Here is a 24,979-nt window from a genome sequence, read left to right as displayed (position 1 = left end):
TAGACTTCGAACCGCCACCACCGGCACCAGGTGTTTTAGATGAATCAGCCAGTGCCCTATCAACACCTTGCTTGAGTGCCTCACGGAATCCCTCGGTAACTTCTTTGTAAGTTGCTTCAAGATTATCCGTATCAGCAAACGCAGGAGCGAAAGCCTTAGCAAGACTGACCGGTAAACCATCTTCAGCAAGTTTATTCGTGATGTTAGCACGATTCTCTTTGACGGTAACTTCCTGCTCACGCTGATTAAGCTTTTCTTGCTTCTGATTGAAATCATACTCAGCTTTTTCAGCGTCAGTCATCTTGTCGTAGGACTTCTTTTCCTTAGACTCTTTCTCCCACTTTGCTTTCAGATTCTCTGCAGCTTTTTCAAACCGCTTGTCATAAGCAGAATCAAACCAGCTGTTAAATTCATCCTCAGTCTTGAAAGCTTTAAACGGTTTATCTTCCGGCTCTGGGTTTGGTTCAGGATTGGGAGTTGGTTCTGGGGTTGGTTCTGGGGTTGGTGCTGGCTCTGGATCAGCGAAACGTTGCAAATTCAATAAAGTGCTGTAAAATCGTATCTTTTCCATTATGATTCCTCCTTAGCTCATGCACATTTAATTCACTCCACGAAAAATAGCACCCCACACACGGCAAGTGCCCCATGTACAATGCTATCAATCATTATGTAGAGTAGTTAAACCCACACACGCTATTTAATTTGCCTAGTTTAGTGACATTCGACAGGTCAAAAAGTCTAATATTCATTTTCAAGTAAAAATCCTTTAAAAGGTTAGATGACCATCTTTATTGAATTTAAACCTATTACTACTAATAAAATCTGAAGAAATATATTTTTTATCCAAATTAATATTTAATGGATCTGTTGTAACAGCGTAATTAGATTTCTCAGCTGCCAAATTATCAACTTTGTCAGACAACTGTTTAAAAGCTTCAGCAATGTTTACTTTATTAGAACTATTTCCATCATAAATGATCTCTCGAGTAGCCAAATAAACTGGGTTATCCTTGTCTTCTACTTTACCGCCTATATCTTTCAAAAATTTTGTTAAACTGTCTTTTGCATTTTTCAAACCAAATAAAGAGTCTCTGTAAAAAATATTTCTTTGTCCAGCTATATCAAATGGTAATTTTGTTTCTTTTTCCGCCAATGTAATAACAGGCTTTGCTGCAGAATGCCTTATACCTAATTCATACATAACGTTTGGATTCAAACCAGTTAAGTTTGCTATAACAATATCAGAATCTATAATATCTTTTATTACTTGATTAGTTATTGCGCCGATTTTATTAATTTCATGGGGTACAATACAATCAATATGTTCGTGCTCAAGTACCGGTTTAATAACACTATTTAATAATCCAAAAGATTTTTCCTGAATTAAAGAGCCCTCTTCACCTATAGGCATTATTATAAAACATTCCTTCTTCTTAGGTTCAGTTTCACTCTCTTGTTCTGCTGGTTTATCACTCATTGCATAATCATTCCTTTATAATATTTCTGTTGTGATTATACAACGAAAAATCAAAAAATTTAAATTTTATCGTAAGTTTCCTCAAAGATATCTGGCTTACATGGATAAAATTCTCCATGAACTCCTTTAATAATAAAATCTCCGATAGACGCTTTCATATCTCCCTCTAAAGTATGAATTACAAGTTCGCCATCTTTCTCTCTTTCGTTTTTGCGTAGCTCGTCAGTTGAAACGCTTCTCATAAATATTGCAATCTTCAATTGTGATTCTGGTGTACCATCATACTGCACTGCTTCGATAACTACCGGTTTCTTTTGATATTTCATAATGCATCCCTCCTAAAATATTGCCACTAACATGCACAACCAAAATAAAATGACAATAAACACCATACACCCACAACCGCTACAACATCTCATTCATTAATCATCCTTTCCCAGTCCCGATACGTCGCATCCTGGTTAATCTTGAATTTCTTACCGGTATTCGGATTGTTTGCGTTCCTTGTGCCAGTGTATAGACTATTAGCGAAATGGATAACTGCTACCGTTCTACAGTTCGGATGAAGCGGTGGATAGTCAGTGCCTACTTCTGCGTCCTTAACCTTGAACACTTTACCGTCCATGTGCCTACATATCTGAGACGTACGCTTATCCAGGACTGCAACTAGTTGGTACTCCTCTACGCCACGTTCTTTCCAGCTATCAAGCTTTATCTTGTTATGGAAATAGTTAGCCTCAGTTCTGATCAGACGTTTTGCATTGTAGATACCGGCACCAAACTCTTTCTCAATTGCCTGTGCCATCTCGCGTTCAGACATTCCGGACATCTGTTGCGCGGTAAATAATTCCTGCAACCTATCTGCTAGCTTGTCAGTGTTGTTCCAAATACGCTGTGAGTAATTCTTACCGTGCCATTGTTCATTTAACGCCTGCTTAACGTAACGCGTGGAAAGTTGCTTGAACTCAGTAACCTTTTTTTCAGGCACCGCGCTAACCGTTGTGATCTCTTTACCGGTTTCAGGATCAGCAATTCTAATTTGACGCTTTGCTTTGTCTAATTCAGCGACATAGCCTTTTTCGTAAAGTTGCACATCTTTGGTAACATCACCAATTATCTTTTCTGCAGCAGCTTGATTCCATGCGTCTTGAATTACTTTGGTGTACAGTCCAGTTGAATGTTCAATCTCAACACTAGCTGCTTGTTTAACCGCAATGTAGGACTTAGCCTGTAACTCTTCTAAGCGAGTGATTCGTCCTTTAGCCGCCAAAGCTGATAAGTAATCTGTAACTTGTTTCTTAGACTCAACATCTGTAACATTCTTAGCTAACGCACGCAAAGTTACAAGTTCGGTAGGACTAACGGCTGTGTTCATAATTTCTTCTGCCTGTGCCGCCGTGTAATTACCATTGTCAAAGTATCTCTTGTAAATATCATTGACCTGGTCACCCAAATATCTCTGGGCACGTAAATAAGCACGCGTTATGATTTCAACCTTCTCGTTGGCATCATCGTGTGCTTTTTGTTCGTTCCTAACTGCGCGTAACTGCCAGTAGGTTAGCTTATCTTTATCAGCCATATCATCAGACCTTTGTAGTAAATGAAAGGTTTTCTGGGTACTGGTGCGCAATCGTTGCTAAAGTGTTTCCAAGAGCTCTCAGTAGCCTTTTATCACCCTCATCAATGTTTAAAACATCAGCATTATAATTAACACCATCATCATTAACATGACAAGAAGTTAAGTTTTGCGTAGTATGTTCCAAAAGAATTGAGACTGCAGCACACACAATGTCTTTCCCTGGCTTAGCAAATTGTGCATGGCCAGTCGCTCGAATTGAAACTTGTCGCTCATCAAAGCGGCGCGTCTCAATCATCTGAATCTGGATCATTTTTCTTCCCTCCCTTGCCATCATTATTGAATTCTGGATCATCAATACTTTTACCGGTATCACCCGATAAAGCTTGCTGACTATCTTTAATGTCATCAGCTTTCTGTTGTTTCATCTGGTCCGCTACTTCTTCCGGATCGTCAACGTCAGGCAACCACCCATAAGTAATGGTTCGCGGAATGATTCCGTCTGCATTCTTCATGTTGGTAATAATATCTGATAAGTTAACCGGAATGTTTGGAGTAAAGGTAATCTTGCAACCAGAAGCATCAACGCCTTGTCCCTTTTTATTCAGGATATTCTGCATTAAAGCCAAACGTCTACGCAGTCCTTTAACCAGGTATCTAGTTTTAGTAGATAGCAGATTTAGCAAACCAAACAGCTTGTATTTCATTGCTTCTCCTGAGACATTCCCCATGAAGTTCTCATCGTTCATATTAGGAACATAAGAAATCTTGTGAATGTCATTTTCGATCGACTTGGCCAATAACTCAACTTGAGTTTCATCTAACTGCTTAGTGAGCCATTCAACAGATGCACCATCTTCGCCTTTGCCTGGTGCCCCGTCAATAAAGCCATTCTTGAGTTTACTCTTGCTTTCTTCCTCATCGTCACCCATTAAGCTGAATCCATACACAATCAGTAAGGCATCAATGAAGTCTTGCTTATCAGTAATCCGATCAGACTGTAACGTGTTGTAGGCATCAATCAGTGACTTACACTGTTCGAAATCACCTTGCCGCTCTTCATTGTTTCTAAACTCAACTACCGGCACATCGCCAAAGTAATGTGGTGTTACTTTCTGGCTGTCGATGTTGCTATCATCCAAGTTGTAACCGAATCTTGTACGGTATGAAATTAGCTGTGTCTTGGTGTATACATCGAGCAAATAGCCGTTAGCTGTTCCATCCAGATCAAACTTTTCTTGAATGTGAATCGCAAACAACGGATTATGCTCAACGGTATCATCGGTACACATCACAATTCCACGTGGATCAATACATTCAATCCGTTCCTCGGTAATTGGTTGTTTCTGCTTATCATCTGCAAACCCTGTCGTTTTGAGGTAATGAACTTCAAAGCCGACACCGAACACGCTCAAATCCTTTTCAAGCTCTGCATCATGTGTCTGAACATCCATCTTATTGAACTCGTCAGTAATCGGGTCAATGTTCTTACCTTTTTCAGCTGTATACGCAATTGGATTGCCAGTGGTAAAGCCAACGTTCATATCAGTGATGTACTTGGCGTGATTAACGACTACCTTGTTATTGCTGCTGTACTGGTTATTAACCATCGAATGGTCAAGTATTTCCTGCTTGCCATCGTAGTAATCTGATAGCATCTGCAGTCTGTGTTTCCTTTTATTGTGCTGCTGGACTACATAATTTAAAACTTTGTAACTAGGATTGTTTGAATCCTGTAATAATTCCGCATCAATCGCAACTCCCACGTTCTCATCTCCAATCTATCGTTAATTTCTATAAAAGAAGCTAGGTTTCTTAGTAACCTTAGCTTTGATACGTTCATGTGTGTTGTAGATCGCATAACGAATGGCATCCATGACATCATCATTTTCTTTGACTGGTAAACCGCTCTTTTCATCCCATACATACTGGTAAATTTCATCAAGAAAACTTTCAATTGCTTCTTCTACAACAAAAAAGTGACCAGTTTTTATCAACTTGGCCACCGATTCAATTCCTGAAATAACACTTTTCTTTGCGTTGAAACAATCTATGAATTCTCTTTTAAATCTCGAAACATGCTCTGGGCGAGCTGAATCAGCCCAAAATTTGACTCTTTTCCCGTATCTTTTCTGAATGTCCTTTGCCATACTCACCCAATAATCAATTTCCTTGTACTGTTTTGTATGTTCCTCTACTAGGTAAGTATTACCATCCTTATCATCACCAAGCACAACGATTGTACCCTTATGCTCATAGCCCCAATCGACACCCACGTAATACTTGAGATTATTGGGGAGTTTAGCTCGCGGAATAATCATCGTGTCCTTATTAAAGTCTTGATACACCATTCCGTCACCAGACACCCACAACCCCAAAATGCTACGATCATAAAACATTCCTGTAGGTGTTCCAGCTTTCATATTCTGAACGTATTTAGCATCTAAAAACTTGTTATCATCAATCGTAAAATGAAAGCTTACTACACCAGCTTTAGGATCCTGATTATCAATGTAGTCTTTCTTTAAGTAATGAGTTGGTACATCAGGGTTAGTATCACAGATGATCCGTGCATCTTTAGCAGAACAACGATTAAGAATTTCATTAAACACTTCTTCGTTAGCAAGGGATGCTTCGTTCACATATGCTCCAAAACTCGTCATACCACGAATGGCACCAAGTCCAGCGATTGAACCAGTAAACGTCTGCACAATCTTAACGCCAAACAAAACAAATGAACCGTGCTTATCAAACTTAAACTCAATGCCATACTTATTCGATATTTCCTGCAGCACGTTATTTTGCAACGACTTACTGGAATAACCAGCTAATATATACATTGGCTCAGCTACGTCTACTTTGTCTGCTAGCATGCGTACTCGACGCAACTCCATCAGGAAAATGTCATTATCAATAACTGTTTTACCAGAACGTACAGCACCGTAATTAATCAGCAACCGCCAATCGCGTCGATGAAGCACCGTCTTCATCACGTCTATTTGTTTCGGTGAATACAAATCAGTTATCGTTGTTATCATTCCCTTCGATTGCGTCATCTATCTTGTCTAGCAGCTTAGATACCTTAGCTTCAGTATCATCACCCTTATCATTAAGAATGTGTGCCTTAGCCTCTGCAATGTCCGCCTCAGCTTTTAGCTTACGTTCACTATTTTCATCCAGCTTTTTGAGATTAAGCACATCTGTAAGTTGGCTTAACGCTTCAAGCATTGCGTCTGCATTAGACTTCTTTACACCGTGCTCGATCATATCTGCCTTAGACTCATCATGCACAAAAGAAAGCCCCTCAACTACCTTGTTGAGAGACCATTTATGCTTGTATGCAGTTTCTTTAGAAATATTAACAATTCTTGTAGTAATTTCTGGCTCTTTTGCGAGCCTAGAAGATGCAGCCATTGCCGTTGCAACCGATGGCTTAGTTTTTGCATAAGCTATCTGATAAGCCCGATATAACGGTATTCTCTTACCACCAACAAGTTGTGCAAATAACTCTTGTTCAGGTGTTAACCCACCATTATTTAACTCTTTTTTGTATGCACCCTTTTTCGGTTTTGTGTGCATACTTTTTTTAACAGGTGCACCCCTTTGCCAACCGTATCTATTCTTCCAAGATTTAACGGTGTTGATAGACACTTCATACTTAGTAGCAACGTCTTTATACTTCATACCGCTTAGATAATCTTTTTTAGCTTGCTCCTGTTTTGTCATGTCATATCATCACCTCTAATTTTTTAAATATAAACACGCTGAAATAATTAGTGAAGTCTATTAAAATCAAAATAAACTTCCACCCATATACAGCGTTGCTAATTTACTCCTAGGATATGTATTTTTTTTCAATTCATATGTTTTTGAACTCAAAATATCTGTGTACTTTACTTTTTCTCCTTTTTTGTTCTTTTTCAAATATTTATTTTCCCATACCTGACAGTAACAAACGTCTATTAATGATTTGTAGTAAACCTTTATACTAGTAACATCTTTATCAACTTCGAATAACCCTTTTTTGCCATTTAAAATTCTACTTGTAAAAAATATTGCTCCCTTATTTCTGGGAAGTGAATCGATTTTCATTATATTTTTTTCATCATCTTTATACTGAACAATGAAGGTGAGATCAAGAGCTGTGTTACTTCCCAAATTTAGTAATTCGTAACCCTGATTATCTCCCATATCTACTTTATCGCTATCCCCATGAAGACATTCATCAAGACGAAGCGAAGCATCTTCGTTTACAAAATAGCTATCACTATTTTTATTAAAACATCTTCTGTACCTAATAGAAATTTTGGGTTGATTATCTAACTTTCTTTGACATTGAAAATAAATGTTTTGTTGATGAACTTGCCAGATTACTATTAAAATTGCACCCAAAGAACCAATAGCACTTACCCAATCAGCTACAGACCCCATATCACCCTTTGACCAAGCAATTAAAACATAAATACAAAAAGTTCCAATTATAAATCCTAAAGAATACAACCAAACTGCAAATTTTTTAGTCACAGTTGTGTTTCCCCATTCTTTTATCTTTTTAAACACTATTAATTTTCCTCCAACATTAAACATTATATTACAACTATCTAACATTATATGCTTTAATAGCCCGTTCAAAAGGTTAAAAATAAAAAAATAACGTTCATTTCTGAACGCCATCGTTAAAATAATTATCCCTGGGGGAAATAAAGTTGTACCAACTCTGGCACAATACCATTTTAATACGAAAATAGGCTTTAGTTTTGTCAACTTTTTGCATGATTAAAAAATATCATATAATCCAAGTTCTTTGGCTACTTTTTCAATAAAGGAATTCCTTAGTGCATAAGCTTTCCGTAACCCTACACCTACTATGTTATTTTGTACTAATCCATTCATGGTAAATTGTGGTCGCCTGCTAAAATACATTTCTTGTATAATCCTTTCAGTATCCTCCCCAGCCTCCTCTAAGCAGTTATCAATTACATCTCGTTGTTTCTTCAATGAATTTAACGCCCTATCTTCATCAATGGTAATGATCATTCTCTCCACTACCTCGGGTCTTTTGTTTTCTGCCTTTCCACCTCCAATATTTTCATCTGCTGGTTTAACTGGATATCTTAACTCCATTTCACGTGCTTCGATGTACTTATCAATCTTTGGATAGTCCCTAAGTATATCCTCAATCTTTCTAATCGTTGACTTTTTCACTCTTACACCTCACAAACTTTGAAACAACATAACTATTAGATAAACAAATGCTATGGTTTCGATTAATTCAACTGCAATAAATTTAATTTGATAGCCTTCGTTTACTGTAGCTTCTAAAACCTCATTCTTTGTCTTACCCGCGTTTTTCATGTACTCATTTCTGCCAGTTCTTACAAAAGCCTCTGCTACTTCAATTACTATTATCCCGATGGCAACAACGATAGAAATTTTGTCGTTGACGTTAAAAGCAACAATGAGAAGCGACAGAAAATAAAATATAAAGCCTAGGCAGCTCGCTGAATTAATCTTAGTAATAAACTCTTCAATGTTGGCTGTTTCTGAATAGGCAGTGGTCAATCTATCCAGTACTTTTACTTTTTGCTTTTTAGGATTTACAAGTTTTTGTTCCCACCCTCGTAAATTACCTAGTAGAAGAATTGCAACTAATAACATTGATATTATTTTCATTCCCATTCCACCTTCAATTCAGCCTCTTTCCTTGTGGCTCATATATAGTGAGCCTTGTTTTATAATGCTTTACTTTCAATCTATGTGGCATAAGGCAGTGCCTCTATCAAACTCTCGATTAATTATTTGACTCATTTGGCTTGTAAATACTAACAATCTATGATTCCTAGCTCTTTTTCTCATCAGCTTCCCCCTTTTCAAACTCCACTAGCCGTTCAACATAAGTCTTGGCTTTCCCTAAGTCCTCAACGCCATTCTTGCCCTCGTGCCTGACTACATACTTGATCACATTTAGCACGTAAAATCCGATTACCCATTGTTTAGGCAGAAAAGTTTCAAAGAACCAGAACAAGTCATCGCCGTTTTTGCCTTTGTAATAATCTAGGCGTAATTTACTCATTCCCTCACTCTCCATCGCTTTATAATTTCTGTCTTGATAATCGAACAACGCGATACATAAATTTACTACCAGCGGGTGACTATTGTACTTTTGCTCCAAATGTCCCAGAGACCCGACTAACCATCTCCAATATTCCGAGCTAGTTAGTGGGTAGGTCCGCATGACTTCATTGGAAGCTGCCATCCACTTTTGAATATCTTGAAAAACATCATTCCAGTTCATTCAACTCACTTCCTCGATCTTGATATAAATACCAGGTAAATCCGCCCAAAACTTTTCAGCAATCAAACTGACAATGTACATATCATCTTTCCAAAATCCTAATTGAGTCATGCAATCCTGCAGCAATTTCATATTGTTATCCAGATCAGGCTTAGTCCGTTTGTACTCACCTTTCTTATGTTTACCAGTTGCAAGATAACAATATTTCACTAGTAATCTGACTTTGCCGGGAAACGGTTCCTTCGGTGCAAACCTTCCAAGGCTGTCAGTAATTAACGACCGGGCCGCTTGTAATTCTGGCGGCTCGTAAAAATGTGGCTTACCTTTGATAACAGCAACCTGTTTTTCCTGATGAGTTACGGTCGGAATTTTTTTCATTGGGATAAAAAACTCCAGTGGTTTTCTTGTCAACTTCACACCTTCTGGATGTTATTTTTTTACTTAAAACAATTCCTTACTTTTTAGTTTTTATTCTCTCATTCGCTCTGCTTCCATTCTCTTTCTCTAGCTACTCCCACATGGAAGCTAGAGAAAGAATGGTGGCGTGTTGGTGTGACAGTATTTTCTTACTTGTATTGAGTTGTCTTGAGCCGATAGACTGTAACGAACAAAATGTTATTCCTGAGCTTTCTCAAGCTGATAGTTAAAGATTGCTTTTATTAATAGTAAACATTATTTTTTATTATAGTTACACCTTCAGCCAAATCTTTATTATACTAATTCAGCTGAGGCAATAACTGCTATAAATGCTGATATAAAGGCGTTCATATTTTTTAACTTGCGTTGTCTTACGTTAATTTATAAAAAAGCGTCACATTTTTGGTGCACTGAAGTATAAAAAATTAGTATCTTCCAGTATAGTTAGGAATATTTTTTTACAAAAAAAAGGCCCACACAAATAAGTGTGAGGTTATTTTATTAGGCTACTGTTACTCTATCCTATCGTTTGAACTTGCTAATGTACTGGAATGTACATGGTAAGTTACTTCAAATTTATCTGTGTTAGCAAATACCGGCGTAGAAGTTTATTCGTGATATTCGCAAAACCACTTTTATGATAGGTTCTCATATTGCCGATTTGTCCATTGCTAAACGTAAAATTATATTGGGATTTAATTCAGTAAAATTAGTAAAAATTACTTTTCCTTGTTCTTAAAAAAATAAGCTATGATCCGTTAAGTACTAAAGAAAGCGATACCATCAGTGCCAATAACACTTAAATATTCTTTGTTTTGCGGAAGTTAAAACATATCTTGTGCTAAATACTTTTAATTACTTACCATTGTGCTATATTAAATTTATTAAGAAAAAGTTAAGTCCAAAACCTGATGACTCTAAAAGCTGAAATTTTTGGGGGAAGCAAAATGAAAGATATCTTTGCCAAATTGCTACAATTGGGGAAAACACATAAACTAATATCTACTTTTGTGCTAGGTTTCCTTGTTTTCGAAATTTTTCCGTATGGATTTGCGGTTACTGTCGGTTCTTTATTATTAATTTGTTATATTGTTTTTTTCATAATATGTCATACAAATAAAAAGTATAGAACGGGGTTTCTTAAGTTATTAACACCTTTTCTTTTAGTTCTACTTGGATCTTCAATAGTTGCAGGTGCTACCAAAAGCCCTGAGACACATACTAGTACTGAACCTAAAACAACACAAACAACTAAAAGTGCGGGTAGTATACATAAGAAAAATAACATTGCGAAAAAAAGAGCTACATCTTCTTCCAATAAGGACAAGATTGAGGCTGAATCTAAAGCCAAAGCTTCTTCTGTATCAGCTGCCTCTATAGCTGCAAGTGAATCTAAAGCAAAAGACTCAAGCATAGCTGCTGCCTCATCTTCATCAACCGCCGCTGAATCTTCGAAACAAGCTGCTGAGCAGTCTTCAAAAGAAGCTGTATCTTCCAGCATTGCAGTTGAATCATCCAAGGCTGCTGAATCATCCAAAGCTGCAGAATCTTCTAGCATCGCGGCTCAGCAATCACAAGCAGCTGCTTCTTCCTCTGTTGCACAAGCTTCAAATGCTAATAATAACACTGGAAGTGTTTATACAGGAACGTCTGGCCAAATTATTGGAAATTCCCAATCTCATATTTATCATGTACCAGGTCAAGCAGGATATCATATGAATTCTGCTAACGCTGTTTATTTTAATAGCGAGGCAGATGCACAGGCTGCTGGCTATAGAAAATCTTTACGCTAACATTTCAGTACGTAATTTCTATTATTATCAATTTGTTTAACAAAAATAAATTTTGAAAGCCCAATGAGTACAGCTCATCAAAGATTGCTGGACAATCAGATGAAATATGGACTTATTCATCTGGAATTAATGGTAACCTTGGGTTAATTTTGAAATTACATTTACAAATGATGCTGTATCTGGAAAAACACGAGCAAATATAAAATAAGCATTAATTTAAAAAGATCTGACATTGGTGCAAAACATCAGTATCAGGTCTTTTTGTTAATATCTATATGAAATCTTCAATTCATAATTAAATTTGTACAGCTCAGCCCCAAAGCAGGCTACATGGTCTCCCACTACAAGTAGCTTACTTTATTGATTAACGATCAATATCAGCCTCCATTTGTCTTTAATAAGCCAACATTTCTAATTTCTTCCAAATCAATTGAATGTAGTGTTCCTTCATTACTCCTAATGATAATCTTCTCCTCATTATATCCGGTCACGATCCCCTTCAATTGACACAAAACATTATCATGCGAGATTTCCCGTAACTGTAAGACGGCCGCTTTTTGGTACTGCCAACTGAGTTTTAAGCGTTTTGAAATCAAAGCTAGTGACTGCTCCTCTTGTGGAACAACTTGAACAGTTTGATCTTCTTGTTTCATTGCTGCAGTATGATCACTCAAATAAAATCCTTGCCACTTCAACATTCCCCGATCCTGATAATAGTGATCAAAAAAGAAACGTGCTTCTTGTTCCGTAATCGGCTTTTTTCTCAAAGAATAATCACGATACTCATCTTTTTTCCTCATTTAATCACCCCTCGACTCAATTATACGAACACTTGTTCGATTTGTAAATAATTAAATTGATAAACGCGCCCAAAATTGTTTTGAAAATAAAAAAGCCTGCCTCCAATAAGAGGCAGACCGCATGGGAAATGTCGAAATCTAGTGCTAAGGACAGCTAATTACAAGGAAAGGAATCAACTGTACAATCTATGATAAACCCAATGGCATAATTTGTAAATAGTAATAAATACTTTTTACATTAAAAATATAAAAACACCTATAAAAATAAGTTAAATGATAGCACAACGTGAACTTTTATGCTAAAAAGAATATACTTTAAAATGTATTCTTGTATTTTATTTTTAACCTATCCTATTACGCATAATTATTTCAGTTTCTTTGAAGAGGTCTCACACTATGAAAAAGCTTTATACTTTTGGAATTGCATTTTTAGCGCTAATTTCAATTGCCCTGGTCATCATGGACTATGCTAATGCTATTAGCATTGATTCTTCGCCCTACTGCTACATTGATAATACTATTTTGGGGCTATTTACCATCGATTATCTTATACGCCTAATCATTGCCAAAAACAGGGTTTCTTTTTTCAAAGATAACTTTTTTGACTTATTGGCGATTATTCCAATCGGTTCTTTCTTTTCTTTTTTTAGGATTGCTCGTCTTGCACGCATAGTTCGAATAACTAGAGTTGCTAAAATTTTTAGAGTCGTCCGCCTAATCGGTTTAACTGGAAAATTACAAAAAAATGCAAAGAACTTTCTAAAAACAAACGGTTTGATATATTTAATAATTGTCTCTCTTTTCATTCTAATAATTGCAGCCGTTCTATATTCTCTTGCTGAAAGTGTTCCTCTAGGTGAGTCACTTTGGTGGGCGATTGCAACTGCAACTACTGTAGGTTATGGTGATATTTCTCCACATACTCCGGTAGGTAAATTAGCAGCGATATTACTAATGTTTGTTGGAATTGGCTTTATTAGTATGCTGACCAGCTCATTAACAACTTTTTTTACACATGAAGAAGATTCCAACCAAAAGATACTAAAAAAACTAGATGAATTAGTAGAAGATAACAACGAATTAAAAAAAGAACTTCGGGAAATTAAACAACATAAATAGCTGTAATATTAGCGGTGTTACTTCTAATAGACAACTCAAAAACACTTAAAAAACAATACAGCAAAAACATTTTAAAAGAGCATGCCCCAGTTGAAAAACATCAACTTTGACATGCTCTTTTTTGATACTTTGAAAATAAATTATTTAACTTCGACGATCTTAACTTTCATGGTACCACCAGGAGTCTCAATCTCAACATCTTCACCTAGCTTGTGACCAACGAGCCCCTTTGCTATTGGCGATTCGTTGGAAATCTTGCCTGAAAATGGATCAGCTTCCGCCGCCCCAACGATTGTGTACGTTTCAGGCTCTTCATCTGGTAATTCTTTGAAAGTAACGGTCTTGCCGACAGCAATTTCGTCAGCGGCAATATCGCCATTATCAATTATCTCAGCATGATTAAGCATCTGTTCAAGGGTCTTAATTCTACCCTCAACAAAAGACTGCTCATCTTTGGCGGATTCATATTCTGAATTTTCAGAAAGATCGCCAAAACCCCTAGCAATTTTAATTCGCTGAATGACCTCTGCACGTTTTGCCGTTTTTAAAGTATTTAATTCTTCCTCAAGCTTTTGCTTTCCTTCAAGCGTCATCGGATAAGTTTTTTCTTCAGCCATCTTTAAGTCCCCTCTCAATTTCAAAATTTTTACTTTTACTGTGTCTTGCGATTATGACGCAAAACATCTCTGATCTTAGTAGAAAGCAGGTCAATTGCGACCTGATTCTCTCCTCCTTCAGGGATAATTAAATCTGCATAACGCTTGGTTGGTTCAATAAACTGATGGTACATTGGTTTAACTGTTCGTAAATACTGTTGAATTATTGACTGCAGCGAACGACCACGTTGTTCAGTGTCACGCCTGATTCTCCTGATAATTCTAATGTCATCATCCGTATCTACAAAAACTTTAATATCCATCAGTTGCCGTAGTCGCGGATCATTTAACACCAGAATTCCCTCAATTATAATGACTTCCTTTGGCGCTTGCAAGATAAAGTTCTTCGAGCGCGTATGTGCCTTATAATCATAGACTGGGACCTTGACTGTTTTCCAAGCTAGCAGCTCTTGTAATTGGTTAATTAACAGGTCCGTATCAAATGCCGCAGGATGATCATAATTAACTTTTAATCGCTCCTCAAAGCTCATCTCAGCTTGATCATTATAGTAAGAGTCTTCTTGCAGTACTAAAAGCGAATTATTATGCAATTGTTCAAAAACAGCCCGGCTAACTGCCGTCTTCCCACTCCCTGAACCACCTGTCACACCGATAATAACTGGTCGTTTTCTTTGTTCCTGTTCTGCCATCACACTGAGCCCCTAATATATATTCTTTAATGCTTACTTAACCGTATTAATTTGAACTATTAGCCTTTTGTAATTTTTCCGTCATCTGCTGGTGCTCCGCATATGTTTTAGAATAGTAAACCTTACCCGTCTTAAGATTTGCAATAAAATACAAGTATCCTTGTGAGCGATCTGTCGGGTTAAGAACTGCCTTTACGGAATCAATACTTGGATTATTAAATGGTCCTGGACCTACACCGCTATTTTTGTATAAATTATACGGTGAATCGACTTCCAGATCCTTATAAGTTACAGACGACTTATGCTTACCCAAAGCATACAAAACAGAAATATCCGACTGGATCTTCATATTCTTGTCTAACCGGTTTTCAAAGACACCTGCAATTAAATAGCGGTCCTTAGTAGTCACACCTTCGCGTTCAACTAAAGAAGCTAAGGTCAACACCTGCTGCACAGTCCATTTCTTTTCTTTGATGGTACTGTAATACGGCTTCAGCATCTCATCAGTTTTGGCAACCATTTTAGTGACCAGTTCCGCTAATGTAACATTCTTTCCTGCATAATAAGTCGCCGGATAAAGATACCCTTCAAGTTTATAACGCACATTTTTGGCATCTACTGCGGAAGAAAGCAGATCCGGGTATTGTGCTTTAAGTTTGTTTAAAAATGCTTGGTCATTCAGTAATTTCAAAAAGGCGCTCTTTTTAAAGCGTGTATTTGCTTGAATAACCGTGCCAATCTCATCGGCTGTCACACCTTCACGCACTAACGTTTTACCTGATTCTAAAGACTGGCTGGCGCCGCCTTTTTGCAGCTTTTTAGCAATCTGTTTAAGCGTCATTGAGGGTTTCAATTCATAATAACCAGCCTTAAAACGGGTGTATTTATTTGCTTTAACATAGTAATCAAAAACAAAACCACTTTTAATAACTTTCTTCTCTTCCAAGATACTGCCAATTTGCTTGGTCGTACTGCCGATTGGAACCTTAACCTCAATTACCTTGTTACTGTTAGGATCCAGCGGCTGTTGGGCACGATTAAAGTAACGAAAACCAATGAATGCCAACGCTACGACCAAAAGAGCGATAACAATCAATACTCCACGCACAATCCGATTTGCAAGGATTTTTTTAGGAGGCTGCCCATTGAGGTTATCAAACTCTTTATCATCTTTCTTGTTATTCAAAATATCCCTCCATTCTCGCGAAAGCTATCTTTTTTATTATACATAAGAATAGTACAAATTGCACCCATAACCATGCTACTAAGGGACTGGATCAAAAGTAAAATTTTGATCAGGTCCCTTAGTTATTGCATATAGACGTTGTCCTAAGTTACTTAACATCTGGCACAATGCACTAATCGTCGCATTTTTCGCCTAACCACGCACCCTCGACAACATAGTCAGGTTAACAATTTGCACTCAAACTTGTTAGCTTCGCCTTATTTAGTCCATTCTTAAATTTTTTGTTAAATTGATTTTCTTGTTTTTGGGCAAGCCGCATTAACCCAGATGCCTTACAAGAATTGTTTAGAAATTAACGGATCTCTGCGTTAAATTCACTTTTGACTTTTGTCATCACTTTTTCAAAATCAGCCGTCACGACCTCATCCGAAAGAGTTGTATTTTCATCCTGATATGTCAATTTATATGCAAGTGACTTTTTGCCTGGTGCAATGTGCGCACCTTCGTAAACATCAAAAAGTTCAACATTAACAAGATATTTACCACTCTTTGCATTAATGAAGTCCACAATTGCAGCATTTTCAACTTCCTGATCAACTGCAAGTGCCACATCCCGTGTAATTTCAGGATATCTTGATACTGGAGTATAGACAGCCTGTTTCTTCGGTAACTCAATTATTTGCTGCAGATCAAGTTCAAAAACATAGGTGGCTTTAAGTGCATATTCTTTGCAAATATTAGGATGAACTTCACCTAAAAAGCCCAAGAATTTATCTGCTGCATAAATATCTGCGGTTCTTCCAGGATGCATTTCTTCATGTCCAGTAGCTGTCTTAAACTGGACATCTTTCACTCCAAGCGAATTCAATAAATGTTCAACAATCCCTTTAAGTAAGTAGAAATCAACTGGCTGCTTTGCACCGTACCAGGTATCATTTCTAAACAAGCCGGTCATTGCACCCGCAAGATGTTCGACCTCGCGTGGACGCACATTACCTGCACTGCGATAAAAGACGCGTCCTTGTTCATACAACGCAACATTATTGACCTTTCGCGCAGTATTGTACGCAATATCATCGAGTAACCCACTGATTAGATTCATCCGTACGGTGGTTCGATCAGAACTCATTGGAAATGCAAGTTTGGTTTCTTCTGAAGCTTCCATCATAAACTGGGCAGCTTTTTCATGAGTTGTTAATCCATAAGAGATTGCTTGAGTCAAACCTGCTTCTTCAAGCAGACGCCGCGCTGCACGCAGCACACTCTGCTTGTACGTATAATGTCCAGGCGTTAATTCGCCCTTTGGCAGCGTCGCCGGCAAATTATCATAACCGTAAATACGTGCAACTTCTTCAATTAGATCCGCCGGAATACTGATGTCCCACCGATGCGGCGGAATCTGAACTTCAAATTGACCAGCAGCACTTACGCTCACCGTAAAATCAAGACGCGTAAAAATATCCTTGACAGTCTCCATGCTTAACTTTGTTCCTAAAACATCGTTAATCTTTTTAAGACTGATTGCAACTGAAACTGAATTAACTTCTTCTTTAGTCGCAACTGCACGCCCACCAACTACTGTACCGTCTCCAAGCTGTGCAATCAATTGAGCGGCAGCATCCAATGCTTCGGCAACCGTAGCACGGTTAATTCCACGCTCAAAGCGCATTGAAGCTTCACTATGCAGATTGTGACGGCGTGCTGTCTTACGAATCGCAGAAGAATCAAAGACGGCGCTCTCAAGTACTACTGTAGTAGTATTCGGACCAACCGCTGTGCGCAGACCACCCATTGTCCCAGCTAATGCAACCGGACCAGCTTCGTCTGCAATCACAATGTCAGTAGTCCGTAATTCACGTTCCTGTTCATCCAGAGTAATCAATTTTTCCCCTGGCTTTGCCAAGCGAACTTGAATGTTCTTTCCGACAAGCTTATCTTGATCAAAAGCATGCAACGGCTGCCCATAATCTAATAAAATATAATTTGTAACATCTACCAAGTTATTTGTGGGTCTGATACCCGCATTCCACAAACGGGTCTGGAGCCATTGCGGACTGGGCTTGACTGTGACGTCTTTAATAACTCGCATCAAATATGTCGAGGCTAGTTCTGGTGCAGCAGTTGGCTTGATATATGCGCTAACCTCAGCTGGGTTTTCAGTCATTGGAGCAGGATGATGCAACGTTAACTTCTTATTATAAATCGCCGCTAATTCGTACGCCGTTCCACGCATGCTTAACATATCAGCACGATTAGGGGTAACGTCCAAATCAATTACATCTTCATTCATTCCAAGATAATCAAAAACTGGTTCTCCCACATGGGCATCATCCGGAAGAAAATAAATTCCTTCAGCAAATTCTTTTGGAACTACCCCTTCTGCAAATCCAATTTCCTGTAAAGAACAGATCATCCCTTCAGACAATTCACCGCGTAGTTTTCCACGCTTAATTTTGACATTGCCTGCAATTCGTGAATTTGGCAAAGCCACAATTACTTTTTTGCCAGCAGTAATATTCGGTGCCCCGCAAATAATCTGTAGCGGCTCTGCTTCCCCAACATCTACTTGGCACAGGTGTAGATGATCAGATTCTGGATGTTGCGTTACTTCCTTAGTAAAACCAACAACAATCTTTTTTAAGCCGGTTGACATCCGCGTAACTTCGTCAACTTCAACCGCTGTCCGTTCAATTTTCTCCGCTAATTCCTGTGGAGCAATCTCTAATGTTATATAATCACTGAGCCACTTCGTCGAAACTTTCATCTATTACCTATCCCTTCTGTGAAAATTGTTGCAAAAAGCGTACATCATTCAAATAGAACTCGCGAATATCGTCTACACCGTATTTGAGCATTGCAAACCGATCCGGTCCAAGTCCAAAAGCAAAACCGCCGTACACATCAGCATCAATCCCCGCCATTTTCAAGACATTGGGATGTACCATCCCAGCACCCAAGACTTCAATCCAGCCAGTCTGCTTGCAAACTGCACAACCCTGACCATCACATTTAAAACAAGAAACATCGACTTCCACAGAAGGTTCTGTAAATGGAAAATAGCTAGGACGCAGACGAATCTCACGCTTTTCACCGAAAATTGTTCTTGCTAAAGTCTGCAAAGTACCCTTTAAATCAGCCATGGTCACATGTTTATCAATTACCAGACCTTCAACTTGATGAAATTGATGTGAATGAGTCGCATCGTCTGTATCACGCCGGTAAACTTTTCCTGGTGAAATCATCTTCAGTGGTCCTTTGGTAAAGTCATGTTTTTCCATTGTTCTTGCTTGGACCGGTGACGTTTGTGTTCGCATCAGAATTTGATCTGTAATATAAAACGTATCTTGCATATCGCGTGCGGGATGATCCTTGGGCAAGTTCATCATTTCAAAGTTATAATGATCTTCTTCAATCTCAGGTCCATCAACGATTTGATAACCCATTCCAAGAAAAAGTTTTTCGATCTGTGCAATCACCTGTTCGATGATATGCGGTTGCCCAACTTTGACTGCTACTCCCGGCAGCGTCACATCGATTTTTTCTTTCTCAAGTTTCTTTGCCGTCTTAATAATTTCAAGCTTTTCCTTACGCGCTGCAAGTGCACGTGTCAATTCATCACGAACCGTATTAGCAAAGCTCCCGATTCGTGGTCGCTGGTCTGCGGGAACATCACGCATTCCGCGTAATACTTCAGTAATTGGTCCTTTTTTGCCAAGAAGTTTAACCCGAATATCATTAATTTTTTTCAAATCATCAACATTCGTAATTTCTGCTAAGGCATCTTTCTTCAGTTCACTTAGTCTTTCCTTTAAATCCACCTAACACAACTCCTTCATGTAGTATTAATTTCAATAATTTTAATTTTGGCCGCAAAAAAAGCCTCCCCCCAAAAAGGGACGAGGCCACGCGGTACCACCCTTGTTCCGAAAAGCTGTCTCTAGAGCCTTTCGACACTCAGCATGTTAACGAACATTGTCCGACATACCATTCATCCTTAAGAATCCCGGCAGCAACTCAGAAAGTGAAATTCAGCGTCTTTGCGGCAGAGTACTTGCAGAAAGTGTACCCCTCTCTTTGCCTTAAAAACTCCTACTAGCTTTCGTCATAGTTTTTATCTTTAACAAGTCTATACCCCGGATTCCAAGTCGTCAAGTCTTACTGACAATCTTCCAACGTATACCATTTTTCAGACCAGTCATGAATATCTTTCATTACTCGTGAAAGATCCCTGCCACGCTTAGTGAGACGATAAACAGGCCGTGCACTTTCCTCTTGGAGCACACGCTCAATCAGATCTTCTTCTTCAAGTTCCTTCAAGCGCTCAACTAGAACACGATCGCTGCATTTATCAACCATATTGGCGAGGTCCCTAAAACGTTGCGAGCCTTCAGTTAAAAGTGCATCAATAATTAATCCATTCCACTTTCTTCCAAGAATTCCAAAAGTCTTTTCAAAGCGCGGGCACTGCTCATAGGGAATTATTGTTTTTACCATTCTCTCACCTCCCATTGAAGTCTTTATATCTTTAAACTTACACAAAAAAGACTTCGCAGTCAAACAAAAGGCGAAGTCTTATTTTGCAAAACCTAAATGTTCTTTTAACAAATGTTCATAACGCGACATTAAGGGAACACTAACTTCTGAGGTAGCCTCATACTTATCTACCATAGTTACAATATACCCTTCAAGGTAACGTGGCGGTGCAATTGTTGCTCCCCACATATGTTTAATGATAATATCGCGTTCCATTTTCGTTAAATGTGTAATTTTTTCAGCATTTCTAACAGCAATGCGTGGATGAATCCATGCATGAGTGCCATTGCTGAACTTTGTTGTGCGCCAATCATAATAAAACAAATCATGCAATAAACCAGCGCGTGCCGTTGCTTTTGCATTCAAGTGCATTTTTTTGGCAATACAATAACTCGCATATGAGACAGAAATAGAGTGTTCCAGCCGATTAGAAAAATAATGCTGTTTGAAATTAGCCAACCGCTGAACTTCAGGAGTTGCTAAAAGGTCGCCAACGTACTGTAAATATTCTTGATCATCATGCCATTCGCTTTTTTTCATGCAATACCCCTCTTAAATTATGTCTACCTATATCATAACTGAATCGCCGCAATTTGCAATCAAATTAATCCTCTTTTTGTTTTTCATTAAATAAACTTAAACATCAGGCTGTTTTAATTGAAACATCAAGACTCCCGCTGCGACTGCCACATTAAGCGATTCAGCCTGACCTTGAAGTGGGATATAAAGATTAGCCGTAGTTTTCTTGAGCAGTGTTTGTGCCATTCCGTTGCCTTCATTGCCCATAATCAATCCGAAGCTTTTGAATTGACCAACTTGTCGATAATTGCGTGCAGCTTCATTCAGTTCTGTTCCGAAAACCGGAATTGCTTGTTGGCGCATTTCAGCAATATAATCAGCCAAGTTACCTTCCAACAGCTTGATATGAAACTGGCTTCCCTGCATCGCCCTGACAACTTTAGGTTGGTAAAGATCGGCTGTCTTTTCACCAAAGATAACTCCGCGAAATCCGGCAGCATCCGCTGTTCTAACCATTGTTCCGATATTGCCTGGATCTTGCACCGCATCCAGCAATAACCATGCTCCTTCTTTTTCTTCAGCAAAGGAGACTTTTGTTTGACTAATTGGTAGAATCGCAAAGATTCCCTGTGGACTCTGCGTTTCACTGAGACTCTTGGCGACCTCCTCCGAAATTAGGATTGGCTCTAGTTGATCCTGATTTAAGGCTGCAAAGCGTTCTGCATACTTAGATTCGGGTACAAGCAGCACTTGCTTAATCTCTTGCTGTGCCAACAATGCCTCTTTTACAAGATGCCAGCCATCCAGCAAATAGCTATTTTGTAGCGTTCTTCCCTTCTTTGTTGCCAGTTTGCGCCATAGTTTAACCTGCTTATTTTGCGTAGATCGTATAATTTCCATATTTTACCTCTTTAACTCTTTAGACTCGCTGTAAGTATATCATATTCTTGGTTTTTAAATTTAATCTGGTAAAATTACTAAGTAAAGGAGGTCCTCAAAATGCAGGCAGTTTCCCTCAAAGTATTTGGTCGTGTCCAAGCTGTTGGCTTCCGTTACTCCACTAAGATTATTGCTGATCAACTTGGGATTTTAGGATTTGTTCGCAATGAAGCTGATGGTTCTGTATCTATTTTTGCTCAGGGACCAGAACCAGAACTTAAAGATTTTATTGCACGGATAAAAAAAGCACCCAGCCCAGCAGCACACGTCACACAGGTCGAAATAACAAAACAAACCGTCCGCGACTATAGCGGATTTGCAGTTACTTATTGAGTTAGACTTGCTGGTTACCAGCAGCCTAGCTTTTTGTTTGTTCTGCTCAATTGAAAATGACTGCTAGATAAAGTATAGTAGTAGGCGTAGTTTATTTGAAAGGAACTGAGCAATGAAAAAAACAAAGCGCCTTACCATTTTACCGCTCTTTTTCACACTCGCACTGCTTTTAAGCGGTTGTGTGCAGCGAACTAAAAGCGGTAAACCTTATGGGCTGATTTATGAGAATTTAGCAGTCCCAACGCAACATGTGATCGAATGGTTATCTAATTTATTTGGTGGAAGTTACGGCTGGGCCATTATTACAATTACGTTTATCGTCCGGATGGCTTTGATGCCTCTAATGTTGAAACAGTCACGCAATGCTACTGTGCAACAGGAAAAGATGGCTTCCGTTAAACCGCAGCTTGCAGACATCCAAGAACGGCAAAAAAATGCACAGACTCAAGCAGAAAAAGCAGCTATCAGTCAAGAGATGATGCAAGTTTACCGTGAAAATGGAATTTCGATGACTGGTGGAATTGGATGCTTACCTTTGCTAATTCAAATGCCGATTTTTGCAGCCCTGTACGCCGCAATCCAATACTCTCCTGAACTTTCACGGACAGCATTTTTAGGCATTAACTTAGGTAAAACAAGTATTGTCTTCACTGCTTTAACGTTCATCATTTACGCGCTTCAAGGATACCTTGCAACACTGGGAATCCCGCCAGAACAAAAAAAGCAGATGCAGTCAATGATGCTCATCAGTCCGATCATGCTGACTGGGATGACGTTCATTTCCCCAGCAGGATTAGGACTCTACTTCTTCGTTGGTGGAATTTTTGCCTGTCTTCAGACCGTTTTAGTCAATCTAATGCGTCCTAAGATTCGTGAAGAAATTCGGCAAGAGTTGGAAAAAAATCCTCCTAAAATCAAAGAAACCATTGCTAAGGTTGAAAAAAAGATTGATGCTGTAACAAATAGCAGCAAAAAAACAAACCAACAGTCCAACAATGGTAATCAAAACCAAAACCGACAACGAAACGCTGGCAAACAGCAAAGAAGACCTAAGTAAAAAAATAACGACGATCACAATTTTTTAAACCGGTTGCCGCACAAAATCATAATAAAAATCAGTTCAACCCGATGATTAATTCAGCCGGTTGAACTGATTTTTTAGTTACGCTAAAAATAACAAAAGATATCAAACTGCTGGCATGCATCTGAAATCTAAAAATGACCGCTTGAACCTAGTCAAGTCAGTTGTGCTGGACACACAATAATTTTCCAACATAACGCGTTAAAGTCCGTACTTTTTAACTTTCGGGGCTTTGTAATAGTCTCTTTTGGCCTTCAGCACACAATTCCAAAAGAGGACAAGTCGTGCATTTGGGACTACGTGCCGTACACTGGTATCTTCCCCAAAAAATCATCCGCTGATGTGCTGCAATCCAAAGTTGCGACGGCAGCTTAGCCATCAAAACTTTCTCAACTGTCAAAACATCGGCTTTTTGCGGAACGATACTAAGACGCTTAGCAATCCGATTAACATGCGTATCAACTGCAAAAGCTGGAATATGGAACCACTCTGCTAGGACAACATCTGCCGTTTTGCGCCCTACGCCGGGTAACGTCATTAGTTCTGAACGCGAATGTGGCACAACACCGTCAAAACGTGTAACGAGTCCTTGGGCACAAGTAATCATGTACTTTGTCTTATTACGATATAATCCAATTGTTTTGATTAAGTTCATCACGTCCGTAGGCAAAGCATTGGCAAGCGTTTCAGGTGTTGGGTAGCGTGCAAAAAATGCCGGTGTCAATTTATTGACAGCAATATCAGTCGTCTGTGCACTCAAAATAACTGCCAGCAAAAAATGAAAGCTCGTGTCTGCCTGTAGCGAAGTTCGTGCATTTGGGAAAACCTGCCCCATAATTTCAATTGCTTTTCGTGTTTTTTCTTTTGAAAGCATCACTTATTCACCCTGCTTGTCATCGCTTTGATCGGACCAGCGATAAAGCGGAATCAGTGGTTTATCGTTGGGCGTAGTTGTTTGTTCTTCAGACGTCGAATTTTTGCCATTGGTTCTCATTTTTTGTTTGGCTCTTTCAACGTCCTGGGCAGTCTTAATATTTTGTCTTTCCCAACTAAGCAATATTCTATCAATGTATTTCAAACTATATGCTTGATTGAGCACTGCCTCGCGTAGAGCTAATAAAATCACTTCAGGGCGATAATGATCTTGATGAAGCCATGAATCAACCGTCTCAATCTCAATTGGCGACAGCGGCCGCCCAAATTCAACTTCAATACTACTATAAACTTTAGCCTGTGCCACTGCTTGGTCCGCTTGTTCCAATTTTTGTTCTTCTTTTTGTTCCAAGTTGCCAATCTTTTCATACAACAGCTCAAACCGATAGACATCTTGAGTCTTGCCGTCTGCCGCTGGAATACTAACAATCTGCATAACTTTTTTTGCAATTAAACTATGCAGCAACTGATAAATCGCCTGAGGTTTCTTACCCATCGCACGTGCTATTTTCTCACCAGCTGGGAAAGCATTCCCTCTTTGTTGTTCACTCAATAGTTCTAATAACAAGACCAGCTCTTCTTCATTCAATCCCAATGCAGAGTAATTGTGCAAAATGAGATTAGAAACTGTTGTCTGACCGGCTACTAAATATTTTTTAAGTGTCTTATCCA

The 24,979-nt window shown here is 38.7% G+C and carries 28 protein-coding genes; 4 read left to right on the top strand and 24 right to left on the bottom strand.

Annotation, left to right across the window (positions count from 1 at the left end):
- The 13 genes from FD50_RS07255 to FD50_RS07195 all read right to left on the bottom strand — a co-directional run.
- Positions 1-571, bottom strand: a 571-nt coding sequence (locus FD50_RS07255; RefSeq protein ID WP_056960970.1) for a capsid assembly scaffolding protein Gp46 family protein, incomplete at its 3' end; no start/stop codon positions are given.
- 195 nt (positions 572-766) lie between these two features.
- Positions 767-1,477 (bottom strand): TIR domain-containing protein, encoded by a 711-nt coding sequence (locus FD50_RS07250; RefSeq protein ID WP_056960969.1) that lies wholly within the window; start codon positions 1,475-1,477, stop codon positions 767-769.
- 59 nt (positions 1,478-1,536) lie between these two features.
- A complete protein-coding gene (locus tag FD50_RS07245) occupies positions 1,537-1,719 on the bottom strand; it encodes a hypothetical protein (RefSeq protein WP_415564483.1) in 183 nt (60 codons plus the stop codon).
- 173 nt (positions 1,720-1,892) lie between these two features.
- The gene (locus FD50_RS07240) at positions 1,893-3,056 is read right to left on the bottom strand and encodes a minor capsid protein (protein WP_054756172.1); all 1,164 of its coding nucleotides are present in this window, start codon (positions 3,054-3,056) and stop codon (positions 1,893-1,895) included.
- Between the two features lie 4 nt (positions 3,057-3,060).
- Positions 3,061-3,366: a ribosomal-processing cysteine protease Prp gene (locus tag FD50_RS07235; RefSeq protein ID WP_054756170.1), complete on the bottom strand. Its 306-nt coding sequence runs from the start codon at positions 3,364-3,366 to the stop codon at positions 3,061-3,063.
- Positions 3,344-4,819 carry a phage portal protein gene (locus FD50_RS07230; RefSeq protein ID WP_056960968.1) on the bottom strand — a complete coding sequence of 492 codons (1,476 nt, stop codon included), beginning with the start codon at positions 4,817-4,819 and terminating at the stop codon, positions 3,344-3,346. Before FD50_RS07230 ends, FD50_RS07235 begins: the two co-directional genes overlap by 23 nt.
- Before the next feature lie 21 nt (positions 4,820-4,840).
- Entirely contained in the window at positions 4,841-6,091 is a 1,251-nt protein-coding gene (locus tag FD50_RS07225) for a PBSX family phage terminase large subunit (protein ID WP_056960967.1), read from the bottom strand.
- Positions 6,072-6,779: a terminase gpP N-terminus-related DNA-binding protein gene (locus FD50_RS07220; RefSeq protein WP_056960966.1), complete on the bottom strand. Its 708-nt coding sequence runs from the start codon at positions 6,777-6,779 to the stop codon at positions 6,072-6,074. Before FD50_RS07220 ends, FD50_RS07225 begins: the two co-directional genes overlap by 20 nt.
- Positions 6,780-6,845: 66 nt before the next feature.
- Positions 6,846-7,613, bottom strand: coding sequence for a hypothetical protein (locus tag FD50_RS07215; RefSeq protein WP_056960965.1), 768 nt, complete (start codon positions 7,611-7,613; stop codon positions 6,846-6,848).
- Positions 7,614-7,829: 216 nt separating this feature from the next.
- Positions 7,830-8,258, bottom strand: a complete 429-nt coding sequence (locus FD50_RS07210; protein ID WP_054756164.1) for a DUF722 domain-containing protein — start codon at positions 8,256-8,258, stop codon at positions 7,830-7,832.
- Between the two features lie 9 nt (positions 8,259-8,267).
- A complete protein-coding gene (locus tag FD50_RS07205; RefSeq protein ID WP_056960964.1) occupies positions 8,268-8,726 on the bottom strand; it encodes a hypothetical protein in 459 nt (152 codons plus the stop codon).
- A gap of 166 nt (positions 8,727-8,892) precedes the next feature.
- Entirely contained in the window at positions 8,893-9,348 is a 456-nt protein-coding gene (locus FD50_RS12700) for a DUF3310 domain-containing protein (protein ID WP_156653514.1), read from the bottom strand.
- Positions 9,349-9,726: a RusA family crossover junction endodeoxyribonuclease gene (locus FD50_RS07195; RefSeq protein ID WP_054756226.1), complete on the bottom strand. Its 378-nt coding sequence runs from the start codon at positions 9,724-9,726 to the stop codon at positions 9,349-9,351.
- A gap of 986 nt (positions 9,727-10,712) precedes the next feature.
- Here FD50_RS07195 and FD50_RS07190 point away from each other — a divergent pair.
- Positions 10,713-11,558, top strand: coding sequence for a sunset domain-containing protein (locus FD50_RS07190; protein ID WP_056960963.1), 846 nt, complete (start codon positions 10,713-10,715; stop codon positions 11,556-11,558).
- A gap of 377 nt (positions 11,559-11,935) precedes the next feature.
- Here the strand turns inward: FD50_RS07190 and FD50_RS07185 are convergent, their stop codons facing one another.
- Positions 11,936-12,358, bottom strand: a complete 423-nt coding sequence (locus FD50_RS07185; RefSeq protein ID WP_056960962.1) for a hypothetical protein — start codon at positions 12,356-12,358, stop codon at positions 11,936-11,938.
- Positions 12,359-12,754: 396 nt separating this feature from the next.
- On the opposite strand from FD50_RS07185, the gene FD50_RS07180 reads away from it, so the two are divergent.
- A complete protein-coding gene (locus FD50_RS07180; RefSeq protein WP_056960961.1) occupies positions 12,755-13,477 on the top strand; it encodes a potassium channel family protein in 723 nt (240 codons plus the stop codon).
- Between the two features lie 140 nt (positions 13,478-13,617).
- On the opposite strand, the gene greA is transcribed toward FD50_RS07180, so the two are convergent.
- The 8 genes from greA to FD50_RS07140 all read right to left on the bottom strand — a co-directional run bounded on the left by greA (position 13,618) and on the right by FD50_RS07140 (position 21,921).
- A complete protein-coding gene (greA, locus tag FD50_RS07175; RefSeq protein WP_056960960.1) occupies positions 13,618-14,094 on the bottom strand; it encodes a transcription elongation factor GreA in 477 nt (158 codons plus the stop codon).
- A 35-nt stretch (positions 14,095-14,129) separates the two neighbouring features.
- Positions 14,130-14,783, bottom strand: coding sequence for a uridine kinase (gene udk / locus FD50_RS07170; protein ID WP_054756154.1), 654 nt, complete (start codon positions 14,781-14,783; stop codon positions 14,130-14,132).
- Positions 14,784-14,829: 46 nt separating this feature from the next.
- Positions 14,830-15,969, bottom strand: a complete 1,140-nt coding sequence (mltG, locus tag FD50_RS07165) for an endolytic transglycosylase MltG (RefSeq protein ID WP_156653513.1) — start codon at positions 15,967-15,969, stop codon at positions 14,830-14,832.
- A gap of 352 nt (positions 15,970-16,321) precedes the next feature.
- Positions 16,322-18,733 (bottom strand): phenylalanine--tRNA ligase subunit beta, encoded by a 2,412-nt coding sequence (gene pheT / locus FD50_RS07160; RefSeq protein ID WP_056960959.1) that lies wholly within the window; start codon positions 18,731-18,733, stop codon positions 16,322-16,324.
- Between the two features lie 7 nt (positions 18,734-18,740).
- A complete protein-coding gene (gene pheS, locus FD50_RS07155; RefSeq protein ID WP_056960958.1) occupies positions 18,741-19,787 on the bottom strand; it encodes a phenylalanine--tRNA ligase subunit alpha in 1,047 nt (348 codons plus the stop codon).
- Between the two features lie 337 nt (positions 19,788-20,124).
- Positions 20,125-20,463, bottom strand: coding sequence for a winged helix-turn-helix transcriptional regulator (locus tag FD50_RS07150; protein ID WP_054756151.1), 339 nt, complete (start codon positions 20,461-20,463; stop codon positions 20,125-20,127).
- A gap of 78 nt (positions 20,464-20,541) precedes the next feature.
- Positions 20,542-21,042: an HD domain-containing protein gene (locus FD50_RS07145; protein WP_056960957.1), complete on the bottom strand. Its 501-nt coding sequence runs from the start codon at positions 21,040-21,042 to the stop codon at positions 20,542-20,544.
- A gap of 96 nt (positions 21,043-21,138) precedes the next feature.
- Positions 21,139-21,921: a TrmH family RNA methyltransferase gene (locus FD50_RS07140; RefSeq protein WP_054756147.1), complete on the bottom strand. Its 783-nt coding sequence runs from the start codon at positions 21,919-21,921 to the stop codon at positions 21,139-21,141.
- A 99-nt stretch (positions 21,922-22,020) separates the two neighbouring features.
- Here FD50_RS07140 and FD50_RS07135 point away from each other — a divergent pair, with 99 nt between their 5' ends.
- Both FD50_RS07135 and yidC read left to right on the top strand, forming a co-directional pair.
- Positions 22,021-22,293: an acylphosphatase gene (locus FD50_RS07135; protein WP_054756145.1), complete on the top strand. Its 273-nt coding sequence runs from the start codon at positions 22,021-22,023 to the stop codon at positions 22,291-22,293.
- Positions 22,294-22,405: 112 nt separating this feature from the next.
- The gene (gene yidC / locus FD50_RS07130; RefSeq protein ID WP_054756143.1) at positions 22,406-23,350 is read left to right on the top strand and encodes a membrane protein insertase YidC; all 945 of its coding nucleotides are present in this window, start codon (positions 22,406-22,408) and stop codon (positions 23,348-23,350) included.
- A gap of 241 nt (positions 23,351-23,591) precedes the next feature.
- Here the strand turns inward: yidC and nth are convergent, their stop codons facing one another.
- Both nth and FD50_RS07120 read right to left on the bottom strand, forming a co-directional pair.
- Positions 23,592-24,248 carry an endonuclease III gene (gene nth / locus FD50_RS07125; protein ID WP_056960994.1) on the bottom strand — a complete coding sequence of 219 codons (657 nt, stop codon included), beginning with the start codon at positions 24,246-24,248 and terminating at the stop codon, positions 23,592-23,594.
- A gap of 3 nt (positions 24,249-24,251) precedes the next feature.
- A partial coding sequence (locus FD50_RS07120; protein WP_056960956.1) for a DnaD domain-containing protein occupies positions 24,252-24,979 on the bottom strand: 728 nt, incomplete at its 5' end.

Source organism: Liquorilactobacillus satsumensis DSM 16230 = JCM 12392 (assembly GCF_001435195.1).
Lineage (GTDB): Bacteria > Bacillota > Bacilli > Lactobacillales > Lactobacillaceae > Liquorilactobacillus > Liquorilactobacillus satsumensis.
Note: the sequence above shows the minus strand (reverse complement) of the source record. Positions and strands in the feature narration are given on the sequence as shown.

What these genes read in the sequence shown, in the direction of transcription:
- FD50_RS07250 (WP_056960969.1), bottom strand. Translation starts at nt 1,477, where the DNA reads ATGAGTGATAAACCAGCAGAACAAGAGAGTGAAACTGAACCTAAGAAG.
- FD50_RS07245 (WP_415564483.1), bottom strand. Translation starts at nt 1,719, where the DNA reads ATGAGAAGCGTTTCAACTGACGAGCTACGCAAAAACGAAAGAGAGAAA.
- FD50_RS07240 (WP_054756172.1), bottom strand. Translation starts at nt 3,056, where the DNA reads ATGGCTGATAAAGATAAGCTAACCTACTGGCAGTTACGCGCAGTTAGG.
- FD50_RS07235 (WP_054756170.1), bottom strand. Translation starts at nt 3,366, where the DNA reads ATGATCCAGATTCAGATGATTGAGACGCGCCGCTTTGATGAGCGACAA.
- FD50_RS07225 (WP_056960967.1), bottom strand. Translation starts at nt 6,091, where the DNA reads ATGATAACAACGATAACTGATTTGTATTCACCGAAACAAATAGACGTG.
- FD50_RS07220 (WP_056960966.1), bottom strand. Translation starts at nt 6,779, where the DNA reads ATGACAAAACAGGAGCAAGCTAAAAAAGATTATCTAAGCGGTATGAAG.
- FD50_RS07205 (WP_056960964.1), bottom strand. Translation starts at nt 8,726, where the DNA reads ATGAAAATAATATCAATGTTATTAGTTGCAATTCTTCTACTAGGTAAT.
- FD50_RS12700 (WP_156653514.1), bottom strand. Translation starts at nt 9,348, where the DNA reads ATGAACTGGAATGATGTTTTTCAAGATATTCAAAAGTGGATGGCAGCT.
- FD50_RS07195 (WP_054756226.1), bottom strand. Translation starts at nt 9,726, where the DNA reads ATGAAAAAAATTCCGACCGTAACTCATCAGGAAAAACAGGTTGCTGTT.
- FD50_RS07190 (WP_056960963.1), top strand. Translation starts at nt 10,713, where the DNA reads ATGAAAGATATCTTTGCCAAATTGCTACAATTGGGGAAAACACATAAA.
- FD50_RS07185 (WP_056960962.1), bottom strand. Translation starts at nt 12,358, where the DNA reads ATGAGGAAAAAAGATGAGTATCGTGATTATTCTTTGAGAAAAAAGCCG.
- FD50_RS07180 (WP_056960961.1), top strand. Translation starts at nt 12,755, where the DNA reads ATGAAAAAGCTTTATACTTTTGGAATTGCATTTTTAGCGCTAATTTCA.
- greA (WP_056960960.1), bottom strand. Translation starts at nt 14,094, where the DNA reads ATGGCTGAAGAAAAAACTTATCCGATGACGCTTGAAGGAAAGCAAAAG.
- udk (WP_054756154.1), bottom strand. Translation starts at nt 14,783, where the DNA reads ATGGCAGAACAGGAACAAAGAAAACGACCAGTTATTATCGGTGTGACA.
- pheT (WP_056960959.1), bottom strand. Translation starts at nt 18,733, where the DNA reads ATGAAAGTTTCGACGAAGTGGCTCAGTGATTATATAACATTAGAGATT.
- FD50_RS07150 (WP_054756151.1), bottom strand. Translation starts at nt 20,463, where the DNA reads ATGGTAAAAACAATAATTCCCTATGAGCAGTGCCCGCGCTTTGAAAAG.
- FD50_RS07145 (WP_056960957.1), bottom strand. Translation starts at nt 21,042, where the DNA reads ATGAAAAAAAGCGAATGGCATGATGATCAAGAATATTTACAGTACGTT.
- FD50_RS07140 (WP_054756147.1), bottom strand. Translation starts at nt 21,921, where the DNA reads ATGGAAATTATACGATCTACGCAAAATAAGCAGGTTAAACTATGGCGC.
- FD50_RS07135 (WP_054756145.1), top strand. Translation starts at nt 22,021, where the DNA reads ATGCAGGCAGTTTCCCTCAAAGTATTTGGTCGTGTCCAAGCTGTTGGC.
- yidC (WP_054756143.1), top strand. Translation starts at nt 22,406, where the DNA reads ATGAAAAAAACAAAGCGCCTTACCATTTTACCGCTCTTTTTCACACTC.
- nth (WP_056960994.1), bottom strand. Translation starts at nt 24,248, where the DNA reads ATGCTTTCAAAAGAAAAAACACGAAAAGCAATTGAAATTATGGGGCAG.